The following is a 14,088-nucleotide window of genomic DNA, read 5'->3' on the forward strand; positions in this document are numbered from 1 at the left end:
TCATGATACTTATTATAGCAAGCTTAACACACACTTACATGCCCTTTCCTAAAACATGTCGTCTGTATTGAACGATTTCACAATGATGACTTTAAACCGAGATGCTAAGTAAAAGCTTAATTTTTGCTTCATATTCCTTTACTGTTAGTTAAATACATTGTAACAATTAATTTCAAAATAAATCTATACTATTTGTAAATTTTTACAAATTAATAAATTGAATTATCGTTTACCAAACACTTTTTTCATTGCCGTAGCAGCACTTTTGTCAAAGCTAAGGACAGAATCCTTATAGCTTTTAATAGCAATCCATAATAAAATAATAGTTACTATAATTGCGAGCACAATACTAACAACGATTTCCCAAAGTTGTACTTCTGGTGAAGCAGCACGCACAAACATTACAAATGGTGAAAATAACGGAATAAAGCTTGTTATTTTCGTTAATAGCGTATCATTGTTCATTACACTATATAAGGAAACGTAGAACGCTATCATACTTATTAAGGTCATAGGCATTAACGCTTGATTAATGTCTTCAATACGAGATGTGATAGAGCCTAGTATAGCGGCCAAGATGACATATGATAGTATACCAATAATCAAATTAATAATTCCTACAATAACTATTTGAAGTGTTAACTCATTAGGTTTAACTTCAAAACCTTGTAACATCTCACTCATATCAAAAGCGAAAAAGGCTAGAATACCTACTAAGACAAATATCGCAATTTGAGTTAACGCTACCGCAATGACACCTGTAATTTTAGCTAAAATGTGTGTGATGGGCGAAACACTAGTGATAATCATTTCTATTACACGCGATGTTTTCTCTGTAGCAATCTCCATGGCAATTTGACTAGCATAATTAATAATAATAAAGAACATAAGCATAAGCCCAGCATAAACTACAATAATATTAAATGATTTTTGTGCTTCACTTAATTTTGTATCATCTTTATTTGTTGAAACCATTTCTGATTCAACTTTACTTTTACTTTGTAGTTCCTTTAACTCAGCTTGTGATAAATTAAGTTGGGCCGCAGTCATTTGAGTTTGGATTGTCGTCAATACTGTCTCTAAGTTTTGTTTATCTTCTTGGTCTACAGAATCTTTACTTAAAATTTTAGCGGTCAATTTATTATTCTCTTCGGTAATGACATAACCCATATTAAGTTTTTCTGACCTGATTTGTTTTTTTAAATCTGCTGAAGAGACTCGAGTAAATTTGGCATCATTATTTATATGGTCTCCTTGCTCTTTTATTACTTTATATATGTCACTGTTCGTTGTAGCAACACCAATTTCATCTGGTCCATCATCGAAAAAATCTATAATTTTATTTGCGTTAGCAGCTACTAAAATAAGCAATACTACTAATCCAGTAAAAATTAAAAATGACTTAGTTTTAACTTTATTTATATAAGTCAACTTGAAAGTAGCTAAAAATCTATCCATTATAATCACCTACTTTTTCAATGAAAATTTCATTTAATGATGGTTCCACCACTTCAAACCGTTTCACAAAGCCATAAGAAGTTACAATATCAAAAATTTCTGTTGCCACTGCTTCATTGTCAATTTCAACTTTGATATCTCGTTTTGTTCTCGTAACTTCTTTAACACCTGGAATACTATCTATCTCAGACATTTCAGCGTCCGTTTCTATTATCACACGCTTATTGCCATGATTTTTTTTCACTTCATCAATCGGTCCTGCAACTACTAATTGACCTTGGTTCATAATGCATACATCATCACATAATTCTTCTACGTGCTCCATCCTATGTGAACTATAAATGATAGTAGTGCCGCTGTCGTTCATATCTTGTACTGCTGATTTCAATAATTCAACATTGACTGGGTCTAACCCACTAAAAGGTTCGTCTAATATTAATAAATCAGGTTCATGAATCATACTCGCCAATAATTGTATTTTTTGTTGATTACCTTTTGATAAAGCTTCAATCTTCTTATCTTTATTTTGGACAATATCAAAACGTGTTAACCAATAATCAATAGCTTGTTTGATTTTTTGAGATTTCATACCTTTTAACGTAGCAAGATAAAACAATTCATCATATACCTTCATTTTAGGATGTAATCCACGTTCTTCAGGTAGGTAGCCAATTTTATCGTACAATTTTTTATCTATAATTTGATTATTGTAAGTGATGGAACCTTCAGTAATGGGGGTCAAACCTAAGATCATCCTAAAAGTCGTAGTTTTACCTGCCCCATTTCTACCTAAAAATCCTAACATCTTCCCTTTTTCTAACTTTAAAGATATATCATTAACTGCCGTGACCGATTTATATTTTTTTGTGACACCATTGATTTGCAATGTCATTACGCAACTACTCCTTCTATTTTTTATTATCTATGTTAAGCTTATTGATTTTTATACTTTTACAATAAAAAGCATTTATCACAGTGAATTCTTTGTTGATAAATGCTTTTGTCTAATCCAGTTAGTAGTCATCCTTATGATAAACACTAGCCTCATGTTTAATCATATCTTTCGGATACACGCCGTATTTGTTATTTTTCGAAACGCTATCGAAACAACATATTACTATTTGATAAATAGCTAGTATCTGGATCGTTATGTACATGAAACTTAATAGAACCCAACTTGATACGTTTTCAAAATTTGGATCCATTAAATTGATAGTATTAACAAATATATAAAATGTTATTCCTAGTGCTGACGCTAAAATAGGTATGAACATCGTTCTATCCGTGTCATGAAAACGTCTTACTTGTAGTGCTAAATTAGGTATAAATGTTGCAATGCCGTATAGTAAGCCATAACCTATCATTAATAGTAATAATACTATGCCTACAGCTGTCATGGCTTCGGCCTCTGTTACTATTCCCATAATTATTAAAAGTATACTAATTACACCAATTACAATAGCTGGAACCATGAAAATTAAGTGCCAAATAATCATATACCAATATTCGCTTCGTCTCGATCGTCCTGTAAAATTAACATAATTACGCCAAAACAATTTAAATGCCCTGCCAAAACTGATTTTTTGTGTCATCATTCCACTCCTAAATAAGTAAATTAAGCACGTTATATAGCTGCTTAACTTCTTTGCTTGCAGCTACAATTTAATATATTATGTTAAAGTACAATAATTTGATTATCTTGATATCTTAAATTGTTTATTTTAGATAGTATACCAAACATTTTTATATCTATATATATTTATCGAAAACATTTAACTTACAAATATTTTTGCATTAATTATAATGATTAACAAGGAGGCTAACATTTGGACTTTATACAGCGAGATACAATAACGATTGCAAAAGATTTATTAGGTGTTCGTGTACTATACCATGACAAACAGCAAACCTATAGTGGCTATATAGTCGAAACAGAGGCATATTTAGGTGTAGTTGATCAAGCAGCTCATGGTTTTAATAGCAAACGTACTCCTAAAGTAGAATCACTTTATAAAGAAGGTGGTACAATCTATGCTCACGTTATGCATACACATTTGCTTATCAATTTTGTAACACAACTGGAAAATATTCCAGAAGGCGTACTTATTCGTGCAGTTGAACCTGAAGAAGGTGTAGAAGCTATGACAGCAAATCGAGGTAAAAGTGGTATAGATTTAACAAATGGTCCGGGTAAATGGACTAAAGCCTTCAATATACCTCGATATTTAGATGGTTCTAAACTGAATGAAGGTAGATTAGAAATCGATACCAAAAATCGCAAATATCCTCAAGCAATAATTTCAAGCCGTCGCATTGGCATTCCAAATAAAGGCGATTGGACCTATAAACCATTGCGTTATACCGTACGAGGAAACCCGTATGTTTCACATATGAGAAAATCTGATATGTTACCCCCTCAAGATACTTGGAGATAATTGCTTTTTAATGACATTAAATAGAGCTTGGAACATTGATTATGTTCCAAGCTCTATTATTAATTTATTTCATTATAACTCCAACTGTCTTTGGTTAATCCAAGATTCTAACTTTGGACTAAAAACGAGTTGAGATTGTTTTAAATCTTCTATTGTTCTTGCATTAAGCATCGTCATTATCGTTTTAATTTGTGCTACAAATTGGTCGACATATTCTAATGTTTCGGTAATACCATGATTTTCAATTTGATTTAAGAACGGACGTGACATTCCAACTGCATTTGCACCTAACGCTAGACATTTCACTGCATCTAATGGCGTACGTACCCCACCACTAGCTAGAATATTCATATCTTTCTGGAAAGATGTGCTTTCTAGTAATGATTCTACCGTTGTTTGACCCCAATTTGATAAATAATTCATATCTTTAAGTGAACGTCTTTCATTTTCAATATCTACGAAATTGGTGCCACCTCTACCACTAACATCAACATAGCGCACTCCTATTTTTTGAAGCTGACGTATTGTTTCTTTACTCATACCAAAACCAACTTCTTTGACTATAACAGGTACATCAACACGTGAAACAATACGAGCTAAATTATCCATCCATGTTGAAAAAGTACGATTGCCCTCTGGCATAACTAACTCTTGTGGTGAATTCACGTGGACTTGTAACGCTTGAGCATTGAGTAAGTCAACGGCCTCTATAGCTTTGTCTACAGGGACATCAGCGCCCACATTACTAAAGATAATTCCTTCTGGATTAGTCTCTCTTACTACACTAAATGATGAAGCCATTTTACTATTACGTAACGCTGCATGTGTAGAACCTACAGCCATTGCTAGACCCGCTTCACGTGCAATAACAGCTAATTTTTCATTAATCTGCTTTGTCCAATCACTACCACCTGTCATAGCATTGATATAGATTGGAATGTCTAAAGTGAAATCACTTAATTCACTTGTCAGTTCGACATCTTTAACATCGATATCGGGTATGGAGTGATGTACAAATCTCATTTCATCAAAATCAGATAATTTAGCATCAGTTTGCGCCATAGCAATTTCTACATGATCATTCTTTCTTTGTTCTCGTTTAAAGTCGCTCACTTTCGTCCCCACTTTCATCTTGATGGTTCATATTGCAAATAACTCAAACTAACTTAAAACCATCTCTTTTTTTTAAAATACCAAATACATACAATAGTTATGATTAACATTATTGACAATACTATAAAATAACCATAATGCCAATTTAATTCTGGCATATAGCGAAAATTCATACCATATATGCCTGCTATGAGTGTTAAAGGTAAAAATACCATAGAAACTAAAGTTAACACTTCCATTATTTTGTTCATTTTATATGATGTGTAAGACACATAATTTTCTCTTATTTCATTAGTCATCTCTTGCGATACTTTTAAAATATTCTCTTGTTTGATGATATGATCTTCAACATGTTGTATATATAATTCGCTTTGATGATCAGTAAATAATACTTGATCTTCTTTCAAATCTATAATGAGTGTTTGCATTGGATATACTAAACGCTTTAGTTTAATAACGTCAGATCGTAATTTAAACACATCATCCATGATTTGTTGATTTGAAACATCATTAACTTGAGTGTCTTCAAATTCATAAACTTTATCTTCTATATTATACGTATAATCAAAGTAATCATCAATCAAACTATCTAGTATTTTCAACACCATATGTGCGCTTATCAGCTGTTCATTTCTATTCGCTTGCATATAATCAACAACGCTTTCTAATACTTGATGTGTTTCATGGTGATAAGTGACTAAGACGTTATGTTGAATAAATATATTCAATGCTTTAGGTCCTAGATCAGCACTACGAATGCCATGCATGACTAGATATTGATATGTTTGATATGTTTTGTATTTTGCTCTAGGTGTTTCATTAACTGTATCATCAATTTCCAATTGATTAAACTTAAAATGTGTTGCTAATAACTTATTTTCATCTTCGGAAGGTTGATTAAAATCATACCAAACAAATCGAGCATCTGCTGGAATTTGTACAATATGATGCGCTGTTGCTATTTTGTTATCAATAGTCTGAAAACGAATAGTAAGTGTCATGATTACCTCCCGAAAAGACTTTTCTCTATTTTATCATGAAACACATTAGATGTATGTTTAAACTATTTTTAGTAAAATATAGTTAACAATTCATTTTAAACTTTATAGGAGTTGACAGAAATATGACAGGCGCTTTTACGGTCACTTATACAGTTAGTGACGACATGATTGATCACAATCAACATATGCATGACGCTAATTACAATAGTGTCTTTAGTACCGCAATTAATCAATTCAATTATACACATGGTCTTTCATTGGCTGAACGTGAAACATTAAATTTCACTATCTTTACTGCCGAAGAACAAACTTCCTATTTGTCAGAACTTAAATTACGCGATACTTTTACTATTCACTTGTATTTGTATGATTTTGATGCTAAACGTGTACACTTTTTCGCAATGCTTATTAAGGATGACGGGTCTGTAGCTGCAACTAACGAAGCTATGATGCTAGGCATAGATCGCGCTACCAAAAAGGTCAGTCCTTTTCCAGATTCATATTACAATCAATTAACACTTTATAAGCAACAACAAGCTACTATTGATTGGCCGAAACAGCTCGGTCATCAAATTGGCATACCAAAATAAATGAGGTGATACAATGGAACATCCAATAACTGAACAAGTAAACCTACAGTTATATGACTATTTTGATAATGTTAAAGTAGCTTTAAGTGAACTTAATCAATCTAAAGCTTTAGTAATAAATGGCCCTACTGAGAAATTATTAAAGCGCGGATTTGATATAAGTTACTACCAAGGTCAAAAAAAGGCAATAGATGCTATTAATACTTTGCTTCAAACTTATTCAACAGATGAAAAATTCATACAAATTTTCACTGATTATGCTATCGAAACTGATGAATCTTATAGCAGAGCGTTAGAACAATTCAGCAAATTATTAGATATACCTGACGAATTTGACACACAATTAGCTACTTTTTATCAATTAAAAGGACAAAAGTTTATTATCGACAATATTAATGCGCTAATACGTGAAAATTAACTATTAATAGCCACTAATACAAAGTAAGAAGCTGAAATCTATCAATGTGATTTCAGCTTCTTCTATTTACAATAAAATGATTTAGTGTTCAGTATTTCAAAATATACAGATAGTCTCTGAGCATTATTAAGCTTCCCTATAATTGTGATAGTATCAAAAATTAATATTGGTTGAGAAAACTCCCAAATCGGAATCTTAACCAGCTATTAGAGTATCTATCCAATTTTAGTAAAATTTGAATTTTCATATTCTATGATTTGACTTGAATGAATTTTTTCTCTTTTTATTCATAAAAATCGACTTCTTAATTTTATATTGTTGTTCTTCCTTAAATTCGGCTATCATAAAATCTCTAAATCAATGATTAACTGCAATCCAAATTTCACTGTAAGCAGTTTCTCTATTAGAATCATTAAATTTACTAAAAGAAAACATTGGAATATCAGCTAAATTATACTCTGTTTTTGGTAACCACTCTGAAAAGATCTTAGCATATGTGTCTTGTAACACTTTTGGGAATTCACCCTCATTTTCAAAGACTACCCATTTACTTTCATCAATATTTATAACATCAAACTGATTACTTATATTATTCTCAGTTGTCAAAACACCAATCATATGAGTTAAAAATCCTTCTTCCTTAGTAAAATCTTCATCAGCATTATATGAAACATTTATAAATTCATTAGGTCCAATATTTTGTAAATAGTGCATTTGTTTATTTTGATCACTAGTAATGCTATTTGCTAATTCTTCAATTTCATTATTAACACCTTCAAATTGCATAGAAACACGCTTTTTAAATCCGACTATATTAACTTCTGGTAATTCTTCAATTCTAGTTTTCATATTTATTCCTCCTTTAACATTAATAGCAAATGAAAGTTTTGGATATGAAATTAAAACTTGGTCTTCATATATTTGAGATGGTAGATATCCACTCCATTCTTTAAAGGATTTTGTAAAACCATCAATCGAATATCCATATTTTATAGCTACATCTGTTACAGATTTCTTATCCAATAAATCTTTATTAGCAAAATATAATTTTCTCTTTTTTATATATTCAGATAAGCCTATACCAGTGAGAAATATAAATAAATTTCTGTAGTGTTGCTCAGGTATACCAACAAAATGCGCTATATCAGACAAACTCAAATTTTTAGTTAAATTTTCATCTATATAATCTATAGAATTATTCAAGTCTTTTAATATCATATCTATCACCTTTCGACTTTATAATAATTAATGACAAAATAAATGACTCGATAATCTCTATATAAAAATTATCGAGTCATTTATTTTACTTCCGAAATCTAAATTCACGCTGCCAAAAACCAATTTGTTTTACAATTGCTTTTCGACCGCTTTCATCAAACAATAACGCCATGATTGTATACATGTCTAAAACTTTTTCAATTGTCGAGAGTGCTCTGTAGTTCAACACACACTTCTTATTAATTTGTAGCTTTCGCACACTTAACTAACTATAATCAACATCAAAGTTAATCTTGTAACGAAGCTACAATTTGTCTTACTGCTTTATGTGATTGTCGAATTGGGTATAGCGGGAAATCATGGACCATTCTTTTATATGGATAAAAATGTATTGCACGCTGATTAAATTCCAACAACTCTACAAGTTTTTGCATATCTGGATAATACACTTCTTTAGTACTGCCAAACATATATATAGGAGGCAATTGTGTTAAATCACCATTAATCGGTGATATTAAAGGATGGTCTAAAGTTAAATCACCGGCCCAGCATTGTAAAACTTGTTTAATTCCTTCTTTATTAATTAATTTATCACGCTTTTCCATACCTTCTGTTATAACGTCATTATTTAATTCAGCATCTAGCAATGGCGAAATCAAATATATTTTATTAGGCGTTGGCTTATTTTGCGCTAATAACTGTTGCACAAAACTTAAAGCTAAACTACCGCCAGTCCCATCACCCATTATTACAATATCTTTACTATCTACTTCTTTTAATAATGAATCATATAAGTCCATAATAGCTTGATAAGTAGTATGAACATGTGCAATAGGTGCTTTAGGATATATAGGCATAATTACTTCATGTAATGTATTTAAAGCTAATTTATCCATAAAGCGCCAATGAAATACAGATGGCTGTAAGACATTATAACCACCATGAATATAAAGCAATTTTTGTTTGTTATTATGCCTAAAATTAAATCTAAATACTTGCATGCCTTGAAAATCTTGTTTTTCTAAATTAGACTTTACATTTAAACTTTCTGGTTGTTTATGTTTTTCTTGATTTTTAGTTCTTCGTTTTTCCAAAAATTGTTGTAGCGCCTCATCATTCTCAAATTTCATCGTTCTGTTATGCAATAAATACTTTTTTATGACACTATTCATTAAATTAAGTTCCATTAATTTATCAATCCTACTTTTTTGTTTATAAATAATTATATTTTAATATTTTTATTGTAATTTCATAAGTAACTTGTAATAAGACACTAATAATTTTATACTTATTTGCTCAAAACAGTTATAATTAATACTATATTTAAACAACTCGATTGTCCACGTACTTAATATTAATTATTTTTATACCAATTTATATTAAGTTATTTTATATTATAACAAACCTAACATTAAAATGATAAAGTTAGAAAATACAGTGTTATAATAGGAGGAAAACATATGGCCAAAGACACACATCACTTCAAAAACTTTGAACATACTTTAACGACCGCTCCTATGCAAAGAGGTGCACAATATGCAGAAAAAAAGAAAAAATCATGGGTTAGCCTGATTATTCATATTATTATTTTAATACTGTTAGCAATTACAGGTTATAGTATGTATAATGATCCAATTGTTAATCTAGTGTTGGCTGACGAACAGATTACTTTTAGCCAAATTACTCATTTTCAAGACACCTTAAACAATATTTCAAATTTGAATATTAATATAGACAACATAGAGAATCTACATTCTATTATTGATACTTTAATTTTCATTTTTTATATTTTTTTTATTGCGATTATTTTAAGTTTAATTTTCACAATTTTCATCCTAATATTTAATCGTACTGTCTTAAAAATCATAAATTTATTTATCATGATTATTATGTTAGTCATTACATTTGGTTTTTCTATTATAATCAAAAATATTGCGAGTCGTATCGCGAATTCTATGAGCCAATATTATATAACAGTTAAGCCTAGTAACGTATTGATAGAAGCAGATGCCATCCATAATGCTTTAATATTATTAAGTTGTGCTGTTGCTCTTGTTATCATAAGTTTGTTCTTTAGAAATAGACGTACACGTATCAGTTAAAAAACAATTGAATAACTTCACTATTAATAGTGCTAATATATAACAAAAAGATCTGGGACATACTGTCCCAACTTCAGAACGTAAACAACCCCTTTGCAGTAATTTGCGAAGGGGTTGTTTATTTTCTATTTATATAATTTTTTCAAAATAGTACTGATTCTTTTACTAACCACATTGCTATTTTTAGATTTATGGCATCACAAATTAGCGTGGTCTCCATGGAAAATTTTTTAATTCCTCTGTTTAATTTATATAATTTATAATATCTTCCGTATAATATTGGCAGTGATTTGGGCCGACTCCTGCGGGAATAGCGCTAGCCGAAGACTACAGGCTGAGGCAGTGCCCGCGGAAAGCATGCACAAAAAAACTGCCAACAAAGTCAAAGACTTTGTCGACAGTCTAAAGCTGGGACGTTCTGTCCCGTTTTTTTTAATCTCACTTTTTATTCTTTAGAAATATAGTGTTCTTTACCTCGTAAGAATAAACTTAAAATAAACGCTAATGCACTTAATGCTGTCGCAACTAAGAATGCACTATTTACACCATTTATAGATGCCAGTTTTTGAACAAATTCTAAAATTTTCTGTGTTGCCATTTGTTCGCCACCCATTGCTTGAGCCATCTCTTGTAAGCGATCTTTAATAAATGGATTTGTTTTATCTAAATCTTGTGAATATGTCGAAACATATTGTGTTGTTTGCGTTGACATAACAGTAACAAGTAACGCTGTACCAATTGACCCTGCCAATTGACGTAACGTATTCGACAATGCATTACCATGCGAAATTAATCGTTGTGGCAATGAATTCATACCCGCTGTCATGATAGGCATCATTATAAAACTCATACCAAATGAACGTATAATATAAATAACCATCAAATGACTATAGGTTGTATTCATATTTAGTTTTGTTAATTCCCAAGTGGCATACGTCATAATACCAGTACCAATAAGTGCCAATGGTTTAATACCTATTGTATCAAGTAAACGACCTGCTATCGGACCCATAAAGCCCATAATAAGAGCACCAGGTAATAGCAATAGTCCTGATTGTAATGGGGTAAATCCTCTTAAATTTTGTAAATATAGTGGTAATAAAATCATTCCACCAAACAAACTCATTGTTACAATCATATTGATTATTGTCGTCAATGTAAATCCAGAATATTTTAATACTTCTAAATTCAACATTGGTACACGCATAGTCAATTCGCGAATCACAAATGCCACAATAAATACGACACCTAAAAGTAAAGTAATTACTACTGATGGCGCGGTCCAACTATTATTACCAGCTTCACTGAAACCATATAGTAAAGAACCAAAACCAATAGTACTAAATATTATACCTGGGATATCTGCTTTAGGATTAGTTGTAACTTGATAAACTCTAAACCATATATAGGCTATTGCGAGAGAAATCAAACCAATAATAAACATACCGTAAAACATAATATTCCAATGGTAGTTTTCAACGATATAACCAGATAACGTTGGACCAATAGCTGGAGCAAGAATCATTGCAATTCCTAATGTCCCCATTGCTGCGCCACGTTTTTCTGGTGGGAATATTGTCATAAAAACATTAGTCCCTAAAGGCATTAAGATACCTGCACCAATAGCTTGTAATACTCTCCCTACCATCATTATAGTAAATGAACCAGAAATACCACAGACAAGTGAACCTAAAGTAAACAGAGTCATCGCAACTAGAAATAGTTTACGATATGAATATTTATTGAATAGGAACGCACTTATTGGTATTAAAATACCATTTACTAACATAAACCCTGTCATCAACCATTGTCCTGTATTAGCTGAAATATTAAAATCAGTATTAATTTTAGGTAATGCCACATTGAGCAAGGTTTGATTTAAAATTGCTATAAACATCCCAAAAATCATTGCAATTAAGACTTTTCCTTGGGACGTACCTTTACCAAACATAAATGCACTATGCTTTTGTTTTAACTTTTCGTTAATTTCTTCCTCTTGCGTATGTGATTCTTCATGCTGAGTAACAGCATTCTGATCACTTGTAAGAGCCTCAGTTTCATCAGAATTATTAGAAATGTTAAGCTTACCATTCTCTTCTGAAATTGCATTAGCATCATTAGCTTCTGATGTTTCATCTGTGTCTCTTATATTAAATTTAGATTGATAACTTTGATGTGATGTATCATTTTCACTTAATGTTTGTTCCGTACGTTGGGTTTTCATTTTCCGTTTACGTTTTGACATAAACAGGTTTACCAAACCAACAAGAATGAGCGCTATGACTACATAAACGATAATGAAGGTCATTGTCATGATTAGACCTCCTTAATTTTTATGAATTTTAACTTCAGCGTTCATTCCTGGAACAACATTTTTAGATGGTTTAGAATCTAATGAAATTTTCACAGGTACAACTTGTGAAACTTTTGTATAGTTACCATCACTGTTTGATGAAGGCATTAATGAAAAACTAGAGGCAGTAGCTTTGCCAACTTCTTCCACTTTACCTTTAAGTTCAGCATCTTCACCATCAAGCTTAATATTTACATCTTTTCCTTCTTCAACATCTGCAATATCTTTTTCATCGACATTAGCAGTCACATTTAACTCATCTAAATTATACGCATAAGCAATTGGTGTTCCAGCTTGTGCCATAGCACCTTTAAGAGCATCTTTTTTCACTATAGTACCATCTTGAGGCATTGTAATACTCGTATTTTGAGCTTGACCATCTTCACCTTTTGCTGCAATTTCAGCGACTTTATCGCCTTTTTCTAATTTGTCATTATTTTTAACATCGAACGACTCAATTTTACCATTAGCTGGTGCAGAAATCTTAATTTGATCTCCATCAACTTTAGCGTTCTCTGTAGTTACGTAACTTGTTGCTTGATTATAGAAATGGAATCCAACTACTCCTATAATTACCAATACAACAATAGTAATGACATTAATCAATATCATTTTCTTCATTACTCTTTTCCTCCTGTTTGCTTTTAAAATTCACTTTATATATTATAGAGACATATGAATTAAAAAAACACCAACACTTCTATAAAATGTGTCGGCTGTTTTAAACTAGATAACGTAGGTGTCCATATGAAACAAAAAGCTAAGTATAAAATCATACGTAATATGATTATTTTACTTGAAGAACATCCATTTGAAGAAATAACAATTAAAATGATTTGTGCATATAGTGGTGTCAACAGAACTACATTTTACGATTATTTTTTAGATAAATATGACTTAATTTCCAAAATACAACAATATCATCTAACTAAATATAAAACCTTATTAACATCTCTTTTGAGTAGCTTTCTTCAGGCTAATTACAGCCAAGCAAAAATCTACAAATTTTTTAAAATTATTTTAACGTACATTAAACGTAACTATGGATACTTTCATGCAATTTTAGTAACCTATCCCAACAAATCCTTATTTTCAGATTATGTAGCGGCTACAAAGTCATCTTATAAAGAAATTCTCGATTTACAAGACAGCATTTATAATAAAAAGCAGTTTGTTATCTATACGATAGGCGGTCAATTAGGTATTATATATTTTTGGATCAAAGAAGGCTGCACTGAATCAGAAGATCAATTAGCGCAAATTTTATTAGCTAATACCATTAAATTACAACGCTAATATTATTTAGTGTTTGTTTTTTATTACTTACTAAAAAATGAGGCTGAGACAATATTGATTGTCTTAGTCTTTTTTCATATTGGCAGTAGCTGAATGTTTGGTAT

General features: G+C 31.0%; 14 protein-coding genes. 5 read left to right on the forward strand and 9 right to left on the reverse strand.

All coding sequences use genetic code 11. From position 1 onward, the window contains the following. Window positions 1-222: 222 nt before the first annotated feature. The 3 genes from KA845_RS01190 to KA845_RS01200 all read right to left on the reverse strand — a co-directional run bounded on the left by KA845_RS01190 (window position 223) and on the right by KA845_RS01200 (window position 3,050). Window positions 223-1,458, reverse strand: a complete 1,236-nt coding sequence (locus KA845_RS01190; protein ID WP_002510295.1) for an ABC transporter permease — start codon at window positions 1,456-1,458, stop codon at window positions 223-225. Then, complete coding sequence (locus KA845_RS01195; protein WP_103388524.1) at window positions 1,451-2,350, reverse strand: ABC transporter ATP-binding protein; 900 nt, start codon at window positions 2,348-2,350, stop codon at window positions 1,451-1,453. Before KA845_RS01195 ends, KA845_RS01190 begins: the two co-directional genes overlap by 8 nt. A gap of 121 nt (window positions 2,351-2,471) precedes the next feature. Then, the gene (locus KA845_RS01200; protein WP_100218114.1) at window positions 2,472-3,050 is read right to left on the reverse strand and encodes a DUF805 domain-containing protein; all 579 of its coding nucleotides are present in this window, start codon (window positions 3,048-3,050) and stop codon (window positions 2,472-2,474) included. A 234-nt stretch (window positions 3,051-3,284) separates the two neighbouring features. On the opposite strand from KA845_RS01200, the gene KA845_RS01205 reads away from it, so the two are divergent. Then, window positions 3,285-3,893 carry a DNA-3-methyladenine glycosylase gene (locus KA845_RS01205; RefSeq protein ID WP_002510298.1) on the forward strand — a complete coding sequence of 203 codons (609 nt, stop codon included), beginning with the start codon at window positions 3,285-3,287 and terminating at the stop codon, window positions 3,891-3,893. A gap of 72 nt (window positions 3,894-3,965) precedes the next feature. Here KA845_RS01205 and fni read toward each other — a convergent pair whose 3' ends face one another. Both fni and corA read right to left on the reverse strand, forming a co-directional pair. Further along, window positions 3,966-5,006 carry a type 2 isopentenyl-diphosphate Delta-isomerase gene (fni, locus tag KA845_RS01210; protein WP_021459711.1) on the reverse strand — a complete coding sequence of 347 codons (1,041 nt, stop codon included), beginning with the start codon at window positions 5,004-5,006 and terminating at the stop codon, window positions 3,966-3,968. Window positions 5,007-5,059: 53 nt separating this feature from the next. Further along, a complete protein-coding gene (gene corA, locus KA845_RS01215) occupies window positions 5,060-6,007 on the reverse strand; it encodes a magnesium/cobalt transporter CorA (RefSeq protein ID WP_021459712.1) in 948 nt (315 codons plus the stop codon). A gap of 122 nt (window positions 6,008-6,129) precedes the next feature. Between corA and KA845_RS01220 the strand changes: the two genes are divergently transcribed. Then, window positions 6,130-6,597 carry a thioesterase family protein gene (locus tag KA845_RS01220; RefSeq protein WP_021459713.1) on the forward strand — a complete coding sequence of 156 codons (468 nt, stop codon included), beginning with the start codon at window positions 6,130-6,132 and terminating at the stop codon, window positions 6,595-6,597. Window positions 6,598-6,610: 13 nt separating this feature from the next. Further along, complete coding sequence (locus KA845_RS01225) at window positions 6,611-7,015, forward strand: hypothetical protein (protein ID WP_021459714.1); 405 nt, start codon at window positions 6,611-6,613, stop codon at window positions 7,013-7,015. Between the two features lie 357 nt (window positions 7,016-7,372). Here the strand turns inward: KA845_RS01225 and KA845_RS01230 are convergent, their stop codons facing one another. Beyond that, the gene (locus KA845_RS01230; RefSeq protein WP_107376761.1) at window positions 7,373-8,233 is read right to left on the reverse strand and encodes an AraC family transcriptional regulator; all 861 of its coding nucleotides are present in this window, start codon (window positions 8,231-8,233) and stop codon (window positions 7,373-7,375) included. Window positions 8,234-8,520: 287 nt separating this feature from the next. After that, a complete protein-coding gene (locus KA845_RS01235) occupies window positions 8,521-9,420 on the reverse strand; it encodes an alpha/beta hydrolase fold domain-containing protein (protein WP_021459716.1) in 900 nt (299 codons plus the stop codon). A gap of 273 nt (window positions 9,421-9,693) precedes the next feature. On the opposite strand from KA845_RS01235, the gene KA845_RS01240 reads away from it, so the two are divergent. Next, a complete protein-coding gene (locus KA845_RS01240; RefSeq protein WP_002510305.1) occupies window positions 9,694-10,335 on the forward strand; it encodes a hypothetical protein in 642 nt (213 codons plus the stop codon). A gap of 445 nt (window positions 10,336-10,780) precedes the next feature. Here the strand turns inward: KA845_RS01240 and KA845_RS01245 are convergent, their stop codons facing one another. Continuing rightward, window positions 10,781-12,649 (reverse strand): DHA2 family efflux MFS transporter permease subunit, encoded by a 1,869-nt coding sequence (locus KA845_RS01245; RefSeq protein WP_002510306.1) that lies wholly within the window; start codon window positions 12,647-12,649, stop codon window positions 10,781-10,783. Between the two features lie 12 nt (window positions 12,650-12,661). Continuing rightward, window positions 12,662-13,309, reverse strand: a complete 648-nt coding sequence (locus KA845_RS01250; RefSeq protein WP_002510307.1) for an HlyD family efflux transporter periplasmic adaptor subunit — start codon at window positions 13,307-13,309, stop codon at window positions 12,662-12,664. A gap of 126 nt (window positions 13,310-13,435) precedes the next feature. Between KA845_RS01250 and KA845_RS01255 the strand changes: the two genes are divergently transcribed. Further along, entirely contained in the window at window positions 13,436-13,984 is a 549-nt protein-coding gene (locus KA845_RS01255; protein WP_021459717.1) for a TetR/AcrR family transcriptional regulator, read from the forward strand. Window positions 13,985-14,088: the final 104 nt, after the last annotated feature.

This window comes from Staphylococcus sp. GDX8P114P-2, from assembly GCF_017892945.1.
GTDB lineage: Bacteria > Bacillota > Bacilli > Staphylococcales > Staphylococcaceae > Staphylococcus > Staphylococcus arlettae.